This is a genomic window from Helicobacter sp. 23-1044 (assembly GCF_053654695.1).
Genome location: NZ_JBSIUQ010000006.1, coordinates 43,397 through 58,846, shown reverse-complemented (window position 1 = coordinate 58,846; position 15,450 = coordinate 43,397). Strand labels below are relative to the sequence as shown.

Genomic DNA, 15,450 nt, shown 5'->3' with positions numbered 1-15,450 from the left:
AAGGACAAAAAATGCCACTATTAGATAGTTTTAAAGTCAATCATACCATTATGCCAGCCCCTGCGGTGCGCCTAGCCAAAACGCTTGCGACGCCGAAGGGCGATAAAATCGCCGTTTTTGATTTGCGCTTTTGCAAGCCAAATGAAGAGATTTTGAGCGAAAAAGGGATTCACACGATGGAGCATCTCTTTGCGGGATTTATGCGGGAGCATTTGAATGCGCCAAATGTCGAAATCATCGACATTTCGCCTATGGGCTGTCGCACGGGCTTTTATATGAGCGTCCTCGGTGTGCCTAGCGAGGATAGCGTGAAAGATGCGTGGGAAGCGAGTATGCGCGATATTTTGAAAACGGACAAAATCCCTGAGGCAAACAAATATCAATGCGGCTCGTTTGAAATGCACTCTCTAAATGAAGCGCAAAAGATTGCGCAATCCACGCTAGAAAAGGGCATTGGCATTATGAATACAAGCGAGTTGCTTTTAAGCGATGAAATGCTTGGCAAGTGATTTTTGGTGATTTGAAATGAGGGTTGAATTAAAAGTCAGCGGAATGCACTGCAAGGCTTGCGTAGATAAAATCACGCGATTTGTGAGAGAAGTTAGTGGCGTGGGCGAAGTGCGCGTGGATTTGGATGTGCAAATCGTGCGCGTGGATTACGAATCGCCAGCGACTTTGGAGGCAATCAAAGAGGCGATTTTGGATAGTGGATTTGAGGTGGAATAGAGATTCTGTGAAAATCTAAAAAACGCAGAATCTCGCATTGTTTTCAAGACAAATCGCAGAATCTCGCAAAAATCACGCAAGATTCTGCGTTTTTGTTGCCTTTCGCAGAATTTACGATTTTTGTTGCCTTTCGCAGAATCTGTGTGAAAATCTACTTTATAAATGCGCTTTTGAATAAGTCTAGCGCGTATTGCGTGGTTTGGGTTTGAATGGCGATTCGAGTGCCGTTAAAGTGCACTTTTTTGATAATGGATTTTTCGTTCCGTTTTTTTACGCCCACAAATATCGTCCCCACAGGCATTTCATCGCTTCCGCCATTTGGTCCAGCGATTCCGCTTGTGGCGATGACAAAGTCGCTTTGCATTATTTTGCTAATTTGCATAAGCATTAAATCCACCACTTCCACGCTATACGCGCTTTTTTGTGCCAAAATCGCTGAATCTACACCCAAAACGCGCGTTTTTATTGCGTTTTGATAACACACGATTCCGCCACGAAATGCGCTACTTGCGCCACTAATTTGACTAAAAGCATAATTGATTAGTCCGCCCGTGCAAGATTCGGCAACGGCAATGCTTTTGTTTTCACGCACTAAAAAGTCAATAATTTCTCTTGCGATATTAGATTCCACGCTACCCACGCAATCTTATGGCGATATTTATATACCAATACAAAAGCCCGATTGTGTAAAAAAATATGCCCACATAGTAGAAATTTCCGCGCGACAGCACTTCGGCAGAGTAGAGAAATAGCCCAAAGCCGATGATTAAAATCACCAAATTCATCACCGAATAAAAGCTAATGGTTTTTCGCAAACTTATGGCAATTCGCACGAAAAGCAAAATGCAAATCACAGAGAGCGCGCAATCAATTATCGGGCGCATAGTAAATGAGTAAGATTCGACACTATAACCAAAGAGAAAAAATATGCTTGTATTCATCGATGGGGAGACTTCGCGCAAATATGTTTGATAAAAATAGCTATCATACACGCGCTTAAAGTATCTATCATAGGCGCGTTGCTTGTAAAAAAAGCTAATAAGCGGCATTAGGATAAAAAACACAAATACCACGCTATCGATGATTGTCTTTTTGATATTGCGGATAAGCTCGCTTGGCTCATCGTAGCTGTAAATATTCATCATTTTATCTAACTCATCTGCGCTGTAATTTGAGAGAATGCTAAGCGCAAAAAGCGCGGTAAAAACCACACTCGCCCCAAGCGTCCAATCGCCATAAAGGCGGGAGCGCACCCTAAATTTCTTTCGTGTGAAAAAATGATACAGCGCAAGTAAAAAGCCCACCACAAGCAAGATTCGACACATTGTGACAAAAAATCCATTTGGTTTTAGCATAATTGGGAGTAAATTATCAAAGTTTGGGATTGCGGTAGAAGTGATAATACCGATAAACAAAAAACTCGCAAAAAAGAAAAAGATTAGCGAAAAAATCATTTCATTTTTTTCGCGTGTGAGCGTGAAATCCATTTGTTTGTCCCCCTTTTGTCGAATCTAAATCATCGTTTTGCCAAAATCATTTGCCAAATCTCAAAAATTTTTCAAAAAATATCCATCGATGCCATCTGCGATGCCTTTGGCAAGGGCGTTTTGATACTCTTTGCTTTGCAATCTCTTTAAATCATTTGCATTTGTCATATAGCCCACTTCAATTAAAATCGAAGGCATTAGCGCACCTGCAAGCACCCAAAATGGTCCCTCTCGCACACCGCCATCAAGCGTGGTTTTGTAGAGTTTTCGCGCATTTATTAGCATACCGCTTTGCACATCGATTGCAAGTTTGTTTGACGCAAGCAAGCGTTGCGAATTTATGGAGTTTAGAAAGGACATTTTGGAGAATTTATTCATAATCTCAATATCATCCTTGTTCTCTAACTCGGCGACTTTTCTAGCGCGCTCACTTCGCGCGGTGGAGAGAAAATAAGTCTCAATGCCGTTTGCGGATTTGTAGTTTTTCGCCTTTTTATCAAGCGCGTTTGCGTGAATGCTGATGAAAACATCGGCGTTTTTGTCGTTTGCCATTTTTGTGCGGTCTGTCAAACTTAAATATTTATCCCCGCTTCGCGTTACAAAGACTTTGTAGCCCCTTGCTTTTAAAATCTCGGCGGTTTTTTTGCTGATATTTAGGACGATTGCCTTTTCGCATACTTTGCCGACTTTTGCCCCGCAGTCCTTGCCTCCGTGCCCTGCGTCCAAAACTACGATTTTATTTTTGGCGATTTCTTTGGGGAGCGTTTTTGGCTTTGAATCTTTTTGGTTTTTTGAATCTTTTTGCTTTGGCGCAGAATCCTTTGAATCGGCGGATTTTGGCGCAGAATCTTTTTTAGATTCTGTGTTTTTGGGCGGATTTTTCGCAGAATCTAAATCTTTTTTCGCAGAATTTTTTGAGTTTGTTTTCGCAGAATCTCCGCCTTTTTTTGCGTCCAAACTCGCAAATAAATCGCTAATTGCGCTAGATTCTGCGTTTTTGCCAAAACTTAAAATTAGCATTTTTTTATCAATCTTAAAATCCAAATCATCGATATTGTCGGTAGAAATCACGATTCGCGCGAAAACTTTTGAATTTTGGGCGATTGTGATTTGCGCTTTTTCTAATTCGATATTTTTGCGCGGGATTGTAAGCTCGGCGCGGACGCTGTAAAAAATGCCATCTTTGTGCGTGTGGCGCGTGAAATTTTGCTTTGTGATATTGCTATCAAATTTGATTTGCACTTCATTTTCGCTCCAATTTATCGACAAAATTTTTAACGGCGCGGAAAATAACGCGCCACACGCAAAAATAAAAATTAGCAAAAATCGCAAAATAAATCCTAATTTGCGCTAGATTCTGCGTTTTTATGTGAAATCGCAGAATCACATAAAATCGGCGTAGATTCTGCGAAATTATGCAAATTCACAGATTCTGCGTTTTTCTCATTAGATTCAGCGACTAATTCGCCAATTAGTTCTTTTGTGCTTACAATCTTATCGATACGCCATCCGTTTGCACCTGTGAAATAAAGCCCCGTCTCTTTGTTGCCGTTACTTGCATCGCCTAATCTATCGGCAATGCAATAGCCCACTTTTCGCGCTTCCTCGCCGCGATTGCAAGGGCTTACGCAGTTGCTAACACAGGCGATTTTGGGCGCAGTGCCGTTTTTTATCGCTTTTAAAATGCCTACATTGATAGCCCGTGCGGGATAGCCCACAGGCGATTTGATTAGCTCAATGTCGCCTTCTTTTACATTTGGCATAATCTCGCTATACGCCTTTGCATCGCATTCTTTGACGCCTAAAAAGCGCGTTGCCATTTGCACTCCACTTGCGCCAAGCGCGATAAATCTATCAATATCATCGCGATTCCAAATGCCACCTGCGGCAATTACAGGGATTTCGCCCTGTGCCTTTGCCTCTGCGATGACTTTGGGGACGATATTTTCTAATTTAAATTCATCTTTAAAGCAATCTTCGTATTTGAATCCTTGATGTCCCCCGCTTAATGGTCCCTCTACGATTACGGCATCGGGGATTTTGTTGTATCGCTCTCTCCATCGTTTGCAAATGATTTTTAATGCCTTTGCCGATGAAACGATAGGGATTAGCGCGACATCGGGGAAATTTTTGGTAAATTCGGGCATATTTGTAGGCAATCCCGCGCCTGTGATGATGATATTTGCCCCCGCCTCGCAAGCGTCCTTTACCACGCGTCCATATTCGTTTATCGCGTATAAAATATTTGCTGCCAAAGGCGAATCGCCACAGATTTTTCTAGCGTTTTTAAAGATTTCATTTAGCGCGTTTTTTGAGTAAAAATTGATTGCTTCAAAGGGTTTGCTACGAATGATTTTCTCTGCAAACTGCATTTTTTTGTAATATCCCGTGCCAACGCAACTAATCGTCCCTAACGCGCCGTTTTTGGAGACATTTCCAGCTAGTTCGTCCCAGCTTATGCCAACGCCCATTCCGCCCTGAATTATGGGGTATTTTATCTTGTATTTGCCGATTTTTAGTGGTTTTAATTTCATTGTTTGATTCGCCTTAATTTACCTTAAATTTTCAACTGACTTGGACTTTCAAAAATTTCCTTTTGCCAATTTGAATGACATATATACCAGAATTTAGCTTAAAATTCTCATCATTTATTTTTTCGCCATTGATTCGCACCGCACCAGCGCGGATTTCACGCCTTGCTTCGCTAGTGGATTTTACCATTTCATTTTCACACAAAATCTTGCAAATCCACGATTGTGATTCTACACAAACTTCTTTTATGTCGCTAGGGACGGCGTTTTGGGTAAAGATTTGGGCGAAATTTTGCTTTGCTTCTTGCGCTGCTTTTGCGCTGTGGTAGCGCGTGATGATTTCTATGGCTAAATTTTCTTTGGCGGTTTTTGGGTGAAATGCACCTTTATCGACACTTTGCTTCAAAGATTCAAGCTCTTTTAGCGAAATGGTGCTAATTAGCTCATAATACCGCCACATAAGCGAATCGCTAATACTCATAATCTTACCAAACATTTCATTTGGAGACTCCGTAATGCCAATGTAATTGCCAAGCGATTTGCTCATTTTATTCACGCCATCTAACCCCTCCAAAAGTGGCATTGTGATGATACTTTGCTCTTTATTTAGCCCATAAGCGCGTTGCATAGTGCGCCCCACAAGCAAATTAAACTTTTGGTCATTGCCACCAAATTCAATGTCGCTATTTAGCGCAACCGAATCATAGCCTTGCAGAAGCGGATACATAAACTCCATAATGGTGATTTGGTTATTTGTCGCATATCGCTTTGCAAAATCATCTCTCTCTAACATTCGCGCCACATTGAAATGCGAAGTAAGCTTCAAAATCCCCTCGCTACCTAGCTTTTCTAACCATTTGGAGTTGAAACAAACCTCCGTGTGCGCCGAATCTAAAATCTTAAAAACCTGCTCTTTGTAAGTTTGCGCATTTTTTAGCACTTCATCGCGGGAGAGTGGCGGACGCGTTTTGTTTTTGCCACTTGGGTCGCCTACCATTCCCGTAAAATCGCCGATTAGAAATTTTATGTCCGCGCCATATTTTTGAAACAACGCCATTTTTTGAAGCACCACAGAATGCCCCAAATGCAAGTCTGGCGCGGTTGGGTCAAATCCCGCTTTTACGATGAATCGCACACCTTTTTCAAAAAATCGCTTTACCAAAAATTTGATATAATCAATGCCGATGATTTCGCCTGTGCCACGAGTGATTTCGCTCATCGCTTCGGTGAGTTTTGATTGGAGATTCATAATGTGTCCTTTGTGGTAGATTTAGATAAATTTGCACTAGATTTGTCATTCTGAGATTTGCGTAGCGAATCGTGGCAATCTACGCCAAATTCGTCATTCTGAGCGAAGTTGCGTGAGCTACGAAGCGAAGAATCCAAATCACACGAATCTAAATTATACGAATCGCAATTTTGCAAAGTTGAATCCGCATTAGATTCGCCATTTTGCCCCTTTGATTCACTTGAATCTTTTCGCAAAAGGGCTGCACCCCCCGCCCCGCTCCCCCTACGCGCCAAAAGCTGCCGCTTTTCGCTTTTAGGGGGAGAGCCTCGCTTTTCCACTTCTAGCAAAAAATCGGCGGTTGCACTACTGCAACCTTGCTCCCGATTTTTTGCACCACGAAGCGGGCGAGATTTGGGTGCTTCGCACGGATTATTTTTATCATTTTTGCTATCGCAAAAATTTGTGGATTGCCACGATTCTGCGTAAAACGCAGAATCTCGCAATGACGAATTTTTTAGATTCGCGATAAATTTGCAGTTGATTCGCGTTAGCGCAATCACAATCGAAGTAATGGCGGTAGTGCTTTCGCAGTTTTTGGTGAATCGACACAAGGATAGCGGACTTTGCGTCCGTGCCTTGTGGCGATTCACCAAATCTGCGAAATGATTACCCCAGAACAAATTGCCCTGCGAATCGCATTTATTTCTGTATATACGCATCTTTCAACCCCACAAATTCTATAATTTTATATTTTTTGTTTAGCATTTCGCGTAGTGGTTTTATGTCATTTAGTGGCGTCTCAAAGAGAATTTCGCAAGTTGTCATAAATTGACTTTTATATCCATTGTATGAGATTCCTATGACATTGCAGTCAAATTTCACAATCCCTGCCAAAAACTCCGCCAAAACGCCCTTTTTGTCCTCTAATGCGACAATGACTTTATAACCCGTGCTGTTATTTTCCTTCCAATCGACAAAAACCATTCGCGCACCATTGCTTACCTCCAAAAATGCGCGTTCGCAAAGTTTGTGGTGGATAAAGACTTTAGAGCCATTTTTAATCGCCAAAATCCCATCGCCGTGCTTTGGATGGCAGCAGTAATCAAAAAGCGTTTCGCTAATGGTGTGATTTGAGTAAATGATGAGATTGTCAAACTCTTGCCCTTTGAGTTTGAGCCTATCAAGGCGGATTTTGGAGAGAAAATTGACATTGTTTTTTAGGCTATTTTTTAGGCGGTTTTTAATGTCAATCAAAAAGTCCAAATCCCTTATGGCTTTTGCGATTGTCGGCATTAGATTATGCTCACGGACGAACGATTCGACTACATTCATATTGTGGTCAAAAAATATCGTTGAGATGATATTGATTGCGGATTTTTGCTCGATTTCTTTTAGCTTTTGTGCGCATTGCGCTTTGAGCGCGGACTTTGCGCGAGAAGTTTTCACTGCATCAATCCAAGTGCATTTTGGCTCTAAATGCGCATTTGTAATGATTCGCACGATGTCGCCACTTTTTAGTGTGGTAAGAAGTGATGATTTTTGATTGTTGATATATGCCTCTTTTGCGTAGCTCCCTAACTCCGTATGCACCGCGTAGGCAAAATCTAACGCCACAGCACCCACAGGGAGCGTGTAAGTGTCCCCAGCGGGAGAAAAAACGACTATATCCTCTCTATACAAGTCATTTTTTGCCATTTCGTAAAATTCTTCAATATTATTGTCTTGATATTGCAGGTTGCTTAGCCAATCAGTTGAAGGCGTAATGCCAGAATTTTTGTATTTCCAATGAGCAGCCACGCCAAACTCCGCGCTATTGTGCATTTTTATGGTGCGAATCTGTATTTCAAAAATCGAGCTTTCATCAAAGACGCTTGTGTGAATCGTTTGATAGCCGTTTTCTTTTGGGAGTGCGATATAGTCTTTGAATCGCGATACGATGGGCTTTAAGCGCAAATGAATTATGCCTAAAGCCTTGTAGCAGTCCAAATCATCTTGCACGATTATGCGAATCGCAAGTAAATCCAATATTTCATCGATGCTCACGCCTTTTTTTTGCATTTTTAGGAAAATAGAGTAGGGGCGTTTGATTCGGCTCTCAATTCTAAATTGTGATTCTAAGAATCCGCCCTGCATAAGCAGATTTGACACTTTTGCGATGAAATTATTTAGCTTTAAGATTAAACTTTGTCGCTTTTGGCTTAAATAGTCATTGATTTTATTATAATCATCGGGGAAAATGTAATAAAAACTTTTGTCTTCTAACTCATTTTTAATCGATGAAATGCCAAGTCTATGGGCGATGGGCGCATAAACGACAAGCGTTTCTTCTGCGATTCGCCGCTGTTTGTGCGGTGGGAGGACATCTAGCGTTAGCATATTGTGCATTCTATCGCTGATTTTTATTACAAGAGCGCGAATGTCTTTGATTGAAGCAAGTAGCATTTTACGAAAGGATAGCGCGGCTTGGATTAGCTTTTCGTTTGATTGGCTTGATGGGAACTCTTCTTTTCTAATGTCGATAATTTTGGTAAGCGAATCTACCAGCCCCGCAACATCTTCGCCAAATTCGCTCTCAATCCAATCAATATCATAATCCGTATCCTCCACGACATCGTGGAGCAAAGCAGCGCAAATCATCGACTCTTCGCCACCATAATACGCCACAATGCACGCCACCAAAATGGGGTGAATCGCATAAGGAATCCCGCTTTTTCGCAACTGCCCAGCGTGTGCGGCAATGCAAGAATTTAGCGCGTTTCGCACCTTTGGCGTCATCGAATAAAAAAGGATATTTTCTAATCGCTCAGTCGCCTTGTCAATGGTGGTAATGTCGCCAAATGATGAAAAGATATTCAAAACGCTGTCCTTTTAAAAATTATATTAGATTCTGCGATTCACACGAAAAACGCAGAATCTACCCCAAAAATCGCAGAATCTACTTCGATTCGTCATTGCGAGGCACTAAGTGCCGAAGCAATCTATTAGATTCTGCGAATCGCAGAATCTAACCCACCCCCTTAATCCCCCTCCGCAAGGGATGGGGAAAATGCAAATCCCCACTTGCAAGGGAGGGGGAAAATTTTGTCATACTGAGCGATAGCGAAGTATCTCTTTTGTTTTTTTTGAGATTCTTCGCTACGCTAACGCTTCGCTCAGAATGACAATTTAAAATAGATTCTGCGATTCGCAGAATCTCAATCGAAGTAATGGCGGTGTGGCTTCTTGCGTTAGTCGCGCTTGTCAAGCGAAATAGGACTTGGGCGTCCATTGAGTGCAGATAAGTGCGACTAACGCAAGAATTGCATACCCCAGAACAAATTGCCACCCAAAAACCTAGTTGCGGTCGTCAATTCTGTCAATGCTAATCTTCCCCTCCGCAATCTCTCTTAACGCAATATCTGAAAGTTTATGCTTCGTAACTTCCATTTCCACAAGCGGTTCTGCGCCATCGCTTAGCTCTTTCACGCGACTAAATACAAAGCACGATAGCTTGTATCTGTCATTATCCAATCTCTGCAACGCTTTTTCTAAAATATCCTCAATTCTATCCATTTTTAATCCTTTCGATTTAATTTTTTACAATGCTATAAATGCCCTTTTGATGCTCAATGATATTCAAAAGATTGCCCGGCTTAAACATATTGCAAACGATTATGGGCAGATTATTGTCCTTTGCTAACGCGATTGCCGTATCGTCCATCACCTTAATATCATCGCGCAACGCCCTATCATAGGATAGCGTCTCCAAAAGATTCGCGTCATCGAATTTATTTGGGTCTTTGTCGTAGATTCCATCGACTTTTGTCGCCTTTACAATCGCATCTGCGCTGATTTCAACCGCACGCAAAGTCGCTGCTGTATCGGTGGTAAAAAATGGATTTCCCGTCCCAGCCGCAAAAATCACCACGCGCCCCTTTTGGATATGCCGAATCGCACGGCGATATATGTAAGTCTCGCAAATCTCTTGAATCTCAATGGCACTTTGCACTCTCACATCGACACCAAAATGCTCCAATGCTTCCTGCATAGCCACCGCATTTATCACGGTGGCAAGCATTCCCATATAATCGCCACTTGTGCGCCGAATGATACCGCCCTCACTCGCGCTCACGCCACGAATGATATTTCCACCGCCGATAACTATGCAAACCTCGACATTATTATCCACCAAAAGTTTGATTTCTTTGGCAATGTAGCGCAAAATCTCAATGTCGATTCCAAAGCCATTTTTACCAGCCAAAGCCTCGCCTGAAAATTTCACCAAAATGCGATTTTTCCTAATGTTGCGGGTTTCGTTGTCTTGAATCTCTTGCATTTGTAGCCTTTCTTTAAATAAAATTTGCGATTCTAATGCAAAAATGCTTAAAAAAATATTATATTTTTAAACGAATCGCGAATCGATTTTTAAAATCATTGCAAAATCATTGCAAAACTTTTAAAATAAAACGGCATTTTTCAAACTCTTATATTGAATCACTAATGAAAAGTTATTGCGCTTGAATCATAAATATTTAGTCTATCACTATAAACTTTTGAAAAATTTGCGTTTTTATATTGACTTTGCTAAAAAAAACTACTACAATTTTGGCACTTAAATTTTAAGAGTGCTAAATTTTAAAATTTAAGTGTAAGAATCTAATCATATAAGATTCTTGCGAAACTCTTAATTTTTTAAAACATTTCGTAATAAGGAGCGAACAATGAAATTCAAACCACTTGATAAGAGAGTTGTTTTAGAGCGAGTAGAGGAAGAAAACAAAACCTCTTCGGGCATTATTATCCCTGATAATGCAAAGGAAAAGCCACTTGTAGGCGTAGTCAAAGCGATTAGTAAAAAAATCGAAAAAGACTGCGAATTTAAAGTGGGCGATAGCGTTGTATTTGACAAATACAAAGGCACTGAGATTAAGATTGAAGGCAAAGAATATATCGTGCTTGATGCCGAAGATTTGCTTGGAATCTTGGGTTAAAATATTTTAAGGAGTAAAAAATGGCAAGTAAAGAAATCACATTCTCAGATAACGCGAGAAATAAACTATTTGACGGAATCAAACAGCTAAATAACGCAGTAAAAGTAACGATGGGACCGCGCGGACGCAATGTGCTTATCCAAAAAAGCTACGGCGCACCTGCGATTACAAAAGATGGCGTTAGCGTAGCAAAGGAAGTCGAGCTAAAATGCCCTATCGAAAATATGGGCGCACAGCTTGTAAAAGAAGTAGCCAGCAAAACCGCAGACGCCGCAGGGGACGGGACTACAACAGCAACCGTTCTTGCGTATAGCATTTTCAAAGAGGGCTTACGCAATATCACAGCAGGCGCGAATCCCATAGAAGTCAAACGCGGTATGGATAAAGCCGTAAGCGCGGTTATCGATGAGCTTAAAAAATTAAGCAAACCTGTCAAAGGCAAAAAAGAAATCGCGCAGGTTGCCACAATTTCGGCAAATTCTGATGAAAATATCGGCAACCTAATCGCAGAGGCGATGGATAAAGTCGGCAAAGATGGCGTAATCACCGTTGAGGAAGCAAAAGGCATCGATGATGAGTTAAATGTAGTTGAGGGAATGCAGTTTGATAGAGGGTATCTAAGCCCGTATTTTGTTACAAATGGCGACAAAATGACGATTGAGTTGGAGAGCCCATACATTCTTTTGACAGACAAAAAAATCACCACAATGAAGGATATTTTGCCCCTTTTGGAATCCACTATGAAAAGCGGCAAACCTTTGCTAATCATCGCAGAGGACATTGAAGGCGAGGCACTCACAACGCTTGTAGTAAATAAACTGCGAGGCGTTTTAAATGTCGCAGCGGTAAAAGCACCGGGCTTTGGCGATAGACGCAAGGAAATGCTAAAAGACATCGCAATCCTTACAGGCGGACAAGTTATTAGCGAAGAGCTAGGCAGGGCGCTGGAAAGCACACAAATCGCGGATTTGGGACAATGCGGACGAATCTCAATCGACAAAGACAACACAACCATTGTCGATGGCAAAGGCAAAAAAGATGAGGTAAAATCGCGAATCGCCCAAATCAAAGCCCAAATCGAAACCACAACAAGCGACTATGACAAAGAAAAACTCCAAGAGCGACTAGCAAAATTAAGCGGTGGCGTGGCAGTTATCAAAGTCGGCGCAGCAAGTGAAGTGGAGATGAAAGAGAAAAAAGATAGAGTTGATGACGCGCTCTCAGCGACAAAAGCAGCCGTTGAGGAAGGCGTAGTAGCAGGTGGTGGTGTAGCTTTGATTCGTGCAGCGCAAAGCGTTAAATTAAAACTTGTAGGCGACGAAGCAATCGGCTATGACATTATTAAACGCTCAATTAAAGCACCTTTGGCACAAATCGCTGAAAATGCTGGATTTGATGCGGGAGTAGTTATAAATAAGATTGAGGAAAAATCGGACAATAATTATGGTTTTGACGCAAGCACAGGCGAATATGTTTATATGAATCAAGCTGGTATTATTGACCCATTAAAAGTTACTCGAATCGCGTTGCAAAATGCAGTTAGCGTTTCAAGTCTGCTTTTAACCACTGAGGCTACGATAAACGAAGTCAAAGAAGACAAACCAGCCCCAGCAATGCCTGATATGGGCGGTATGGGAGGAATGGGCGGAATGATGTAACGCCCTACCCTTTTGCGCTGTGTGTGATTTTCGCAAATCGCACACAGAGTATTTATTGCCACAAAACGCAGAATCTTAGATTCTGCGAATTTATATTCATTTCACGCAAATCACAGAATCTAACACCAAAAAATACCAAATTCGCAGAATCTGGTGCGGTTTTTTATAGTTATGAGATTCTGCGATTCGCAGAATCTTTGCAATCCATACCAAATCTGTCATTACTAGATTCTGTGTTTTTATGCGATTCGCAGAATCTAGCGGATTGCCACAAAAATGCTACGCGTTTGCAGTGTTTGCAAGCAAGTCTCGCAATGATGAATTTTTTTGGGTTTTTACCCACCCCCTAAATCCCCCGCGCGCATTTGGGAGGGGGAGATAAAAGATTCAATATCCGCAAGGGAGGGAGAGAATTTTTGCGATTCTTCGCGAACGAAATTCGCACGAGAATGACAAGATTTTCGCCGAATCTAGCGCATTTTGCAAATCCACTCTACCGCTTCTTTCGTGCTTTCAAAAACAAACTCGCTGTATTGCTCTAACTCCGCTTTTTTGCCATATCCACACAGCACGCCAACGCCCACAATCCCGGCGCATTTGGCGGATTGCAAATCCAAAATCGTATCGCCAATCATAAAAGTTTCACTAGATTCTGCGCTAATGCCTAGCGACTTTAAGCGCGATAATGCCCTCTCTATCGGCTCTTTATGCGGTTTTGGGTGCGTCACATCATCACGCCCGACAATCGCGCTAAAATGCCCCGCCACGCCAAAATGCGTCAAAAGTTTTTTTGTCGAATCGCTACTTTTTGTAGTCACAATGCCAAGATTTGCAACCGCACTTGCCATTTCTATCGCACTCACCGCACCATCAATCATCTTTGTCTTTTCGTTGTGAATCCTCGCATAATGCGCCTTGTAATCCTCGCAACAGCGCAGAATCTGCCTAGATTCTGCGCCAAAAAATGCAAACATTTCGCTTAATTGATAGCCGATTTTTGATTCAACCTCTGTGCGCGATAAAAGTGGCATTTTATGCTTCTCAAACACCGCACAAAAACTCTCATAAATCGCCTCCGTGCTGTCAATCAGCGTCCCATCCATATCAAATAAAATTATCACTTCAACCTCCGAAATTCACTTTTTAGCACCACTATGCTAACCAAAAATGCGCAAAATAGCGCGATTGGATAGCTCGCCCAAATGCCCCGCACACCGAAAAAATGCGCCATTATCGGTAGCAAAATCGCCATAAAGATGAGATTGTGGCAAAGAGAGATGATGAGCGAGCCTTTTATGCGCTGTGTCGCCTGTAAAAACGCCGATGAGATGATATTAAATCCCAAAAATAAATATCCCAAAAAATATATTCGCACAGCGATGATTAGCTCATCTAAAAGCCCCATTTCGCTTTGTTTAAGAAAGATTTGCGCAATTTGTGGTGTGAAGCAAAACATTATAATATAAACCACCAAACCAAAGATTAGCGCGGTAATAGCGGCGATTTTAAAGGCGGAGATTGCGCGAAAACGCTCCCTTGCGCCAAAGTTATAACTTACGATTGGCTGCATTCCGTGCGATAGAGCCAAAACGCACCCAAAAAATACAAATCCAATATAAAGCATTATACTTAAAATCGCAATGCCCTGCGTAGAATCTAGGGCTGATAGCAAAATATTCATAAATAAAATAATCGCCCCAAAGGCAAATTCAGACATCGAAGGTGCAATCCCGCTGATGATGGACTTTTTAAAAGCAGATGGACTTAAAATCAGCATAAAATGCAACTTGCCTTCTTTGCGTAAAAAGTGCTTTAAAATGATGATTAGCCCCACAAAATGCCCCAAAATTGTCGCAAACGCCGAGCCAAACATCCCCCAGCGCAAGATAAAAATAAAAATGTAATTTAAGATGATATTGCAAATCGCCCCAGCGGTGAATGAAATCATCGTAAGATTCGGCGCACCATCATTTCTAGCAAACGCGCAAAGCACGGACTGCGCCATAATAATCGCCCCGCCAAGCACGATGACATTTAGATATTCAAGCAAATATGGGCGCAAAATCTCATTTGCCCCAAGAATGGTGGCAAGATTTTCGCGAAAAATATAGAGCAAAATCCCCACACTTGCGCCAAAAAGTAGCGTTATGTAAATCACGGAGTTAAAGATAATATTTGCCTTGCGCTCTTTTTTCGCCCCTAGTGCGATGCTAACTAACGCCGCCCCGCCGATGCCAAAGAGCAACTCAATGCCTGTGAAAAATGTAAAAATCGGCACGGATAGCCCGATTGCCGCGAGTCCAAGCTCGCCAATGCCCCGCCCCACGAAAATCCCATCAACCACGACATAGGTTGAGAGCACGAGCATTGAGATTAGCGCGGGGAGCGAGTATGCAATGAATAGCTTTGGCATTGGCGCGGTGCGTAAGTCTAATTTGCGTGACATAAATTTCCTTTGAAAAAAAATTGTAATTTTACATAAAAGATTCTGCGTTTTTGCATTTATTTCGCAGAATCTCGTGCGAAAATCGCAGAATCTGTCTTTATTTTGTCATTCTCGTGCGAAAATCGCAGAATCTGTCTTTATTTTGTCATTCTCGTGCGAAAATCGCAGAATCTTGGATTGCTTCGTTGCACTCGCTTCGCTTCGCAAATCTCGCAATGACGGATTTTTTTGAGATTCTTATCTCGTTGCACTTCGCGTGAGAATGACAATTTAAGATTAGATTCTGCGATTCGCAGAATCTTGGATTGCTTCGTTGTGTTCGCTACGCTCACACTGCCTCGCAATGACGAATCATTTGCCACTACAAACAATTCTAGTATTTTGCGGTGGAAGTTTTGTAT

18 protein-coding genes and 2 pseudogenes are annotated in these 15,450 nt (G+C 41.9%); 7 read left to right on the top strand and 13 right to left on the bottom strand.

All coding sequences use genetic code 11. The features are described 5' to 3' along the window. Positions 1-11: 11 nt before the first annotated feature. The 3 genes from luxS to ACWIUD_RS06510 are packed head-to-tail and all read left to right on the top strand — an operon-like array spanning position 12 to position 904. The gene (gene luxS, locus ACWIUD_RS06520) at positions 12-509 is read left to right on the top strand and encodes an S-ribosylhomocysteine lyase (protein WP_454147833.1); all 498 of its coding nucleotides are present in this window, start codon (positions 12-14) and stop codon (positions 507-509) included. A gap of 16 nt (positions 510-525) precedes the next feature. After that, positions 526-726, top strand: a complete 201-nt coding sequence (locus tag ACWIUD_RS06515) for a heavy-metal-associated domain-containing protein (protein WP_454147831.1) — start codon at positions 526-528, stop codon at positions 724-726. A 37-nt stretch (positions 727-763) separates the two neighbouring features. Next, positions 764-904 carry a hypothetical protein gene (locus ACWIUD_RS06510; RefSeq protein WP_454147829.1) on the top strand — a complete coding sequence of 47 codons (141 nt, stop codon included), beginning with the start codon at positions 764-766 and terminating at the stop codon, positions 902-904. Here ACWIUD_RS06510 and ACWIUD_RS06505 read toward each other — a convergent pair. The 7 genes and pseudogenes from ACWIUD_RS06505 to ACWIUD_RS06475 form a co-directional block, all read right to left on the bottom strand. After that, the gene (locus ACWIUD_RS06505; protein WP_454147827.1) at positions 878-1,366 is read right to left on the bottom strand and encodes a CinA family protein; all 489 of its coding nucleotides are present in this window, start codon (positions 1,364-1,366) and stop codon (positions 878-880) included. The genes ACWIUD_RS06510 and ACWIUD_RS06505 overlap by 27 nt on opposite strands. Further along, a complete protein-coding gene (locus ACWIUD_RS06500) occupies positions 1,359-2,213 on the bottom strand; it encodes a hypothetical protein (protein WP_454147825.1) in 855 nt (284 codons plus the stop codon). Before ACWIUD_RS06500 ends, ACWIUD_RS06505 begins: the two co-directional genes overlap by 8 nt. A gap of 60 nt (positions 2,214-2,273) precedes the next feature. Next, positions 2,274-3,545: an N-acetylmuramoyl-L-alanine amidase family protein gene (locus ACWIUD_RS06495; RefSeq protein ID WP_454147823.1), complete on the bottom strand. Its 1,272-nt coding sequence runs from the start codon at positions 3,543-3,545 to the stop codon at positions 2,274-2,276. A gap of 128 nt (positions 3,546-3,673) precedes the next feature. Then, positions 3,674-4,747, bottom strand: a pseudogene (locus ACWIUD_RS06490) (nitronate monooxygenase); the annotation flags it as partial. Positions 4,748-4,778: 31 nt separating this feature from the next. Next, on the bottom strand, positions 4,779-5,993 hold the full coding sequence (gene tyrS, locus ACWIUD_RS06485) for a tyrosine--tRNA ligase (protein ID WP_454147821.1): 1,215 nt from the start codon (positions 5,991-5,993) through the stop codon (positions 4,779-4,781). Continuing rightward, positions 5,990-6,694: a hypothetical protein gene (locus tag ACWIUD_RS06480; RefSeq protein WP_454147819.1), complete on the bottom strand. Its 705-nt coding sequence runs from the start codon at positions 6,692-6,694 to the stop codon at positions 5,990-5,992. The genes tyrS and ACWIUD_RS06480 overlap by 4 nt, the downstream gene beginning before the upstream one ends. Next, positions 6,675-8,831: a RelA/SpoT family protein gene (locus ACWIUD_RS06475; protein ID WP_454147817.1), complete on the bottom strand. Its 2,157-nt coding sequence runs from the start codon at positions 8,829-8,831 to the stop codon at positions 6,675-6,677. The genes ACWIUD_RS06480 and ACWIUD_RS06475 overlap by 20 nt, the downstream gene beginning before the upstream one ends. Here ACWIUD_RS06475 and ACWIUD_RS06470 point away from each other — a divergent pair. Beyond that, on the top strand, positions 8,816-8,983 hold the full coding sequence (locus tag ACWIUD_RS06470; protein ID WP_454147815.1) for a hypothetical protein: 168 nt from the start codon (positions 8,816-8,818) through the stop codon (positions 8,981-8,983). The genes ACWIUD_RS06475 and ACWIUD_RS06470 overlap by 16 nt on opposite strands. Here the strand turns inward: ACWIUD_RS06470 and ACWIUD_RS06465 are convergent. Genes ACWIUD_RS06465 through pyrH form a run of 3 tightly spaced genes read right to left on the bottom strand, consistent with a single transcriptional unit; the run spans position 8,980 to position 10,290 of the window. Beyond that, positions 8,980-9,300, bottom strand: a complete 321-nt coding sequence (locus ACWIUD_RS06465) for a hypothetical protein (RefSeq protein WP_454147813.1) — start codon at positions 9,298-9,300, stop codon at positions 8,980-8,982. The two genes, ACWIUD_RS06470 and ACWIUD_RS06465, sit on opposite strands and share 4 nt — an antisense overlap. 8 nt (positions 9,301-9,308) lie before the next feature. Then, a complete protein-coding gene (locus ACWIUD_RS06460; protein ID WP_454135434.1) occupies positions 9,309-9,527 on the bottom strand; it encodes a DNA-directed RNA polymerase subunit omega in 219 nt (72 codons plus the stop codon). 16 nt (positions 9,528-9,543) lie between these two features. After that, entirely contained in the window at positions 9,544-10,290 is a 747-nt protein-coding gene (gene pyrH / locus ACWIUD_RS06455; protein ID WP_454147811.1) for a UMP kinase, read from the bottom strand. A gap of 385 nt (positions 10,291-10,675) precedes the next feature. Between pyrH and groES the strand changes: the two are divergent. The 3 genes and pseudogenes from groES to ACWIUD_RS06440 all read left to right on the top strand — a co-directional run. Beyond that, positions 10,676-10,939: pseudogene (gene groES / locus ACWIUD_RS06450) on the top strand (co-chaperone GroES); the annotation flags it as partial. Positions 10,940-10,965: 26 nt separating this feature from the next. Further along, entirely contained in the window at positions 10,966-12,603 is a 1,638-nt protein-coding gene (gene groL / locus ACWIUD_RS06445; protein WP_454147809.1) for a chaperonin GroEL, read from the top strand. A gap of 23 nt (positions 12,604-12,626) precedes the next feature. Then, positions 12,627-12,953 carry a hypothetical protein gene (locus tag ACWIUD_RS06440; protein ID WP_454147807.1) on the top strand — a complete coding sequence of 109 codons (327 nt, stop codon included), beginning with the start codon at positions 12,627-12,629 and terminating at the stop codon, positions 12,951-12,953. Between the two features lie 120 nt (positions 12,954-13,073). Here the strand turns inward: ACWIUD_RS06440 and ACWIUD_RS06435 are convergent, their stop codons facing one another. The 3 genes from ACWIUD_RS06435 to ACWIUD_RS06425 form a co-directional block, all read right to left on the bottom strand. Next, on the bottom strand, positions 13,074-13,724 hold the full coding sequence (locus ACWIUD_RS06435) for an HAD family hydrolase (RefSeq protein WP_454147805.1): 651 nt from the start codon (positions 13,722-13,724) through the stop codon (positions 13,074-13,076). Next, positions 13,721-15,049: an MATE family efflux transporter gene (locus ACWIUD_RS06430; protein ID WP_454147803.1), complete on the bottom strand. Its 1,329-nt coding sequence runs from the start codon at positions 15,047-15,049 to the stop codon at positions 13,721-13,723. Before ACWIUD_RS06430 ends, ACWIUD_RS06435 begins: the two co-directional genes overlap by 4 nt. A 137-nt stretch (positions 15,050-15,186) precedes the next feature. Continuing rightward, entirely contained in the window at positions 15,187-15,420 is a 234-nt protein-coding gene (locus ACWIUD_RS06425; protein ID WP_454147801.1) for a hypothetical protein, read from the bottom strand. Positions 15,421-15,450 lie beyond the last annotated feature (30 nt).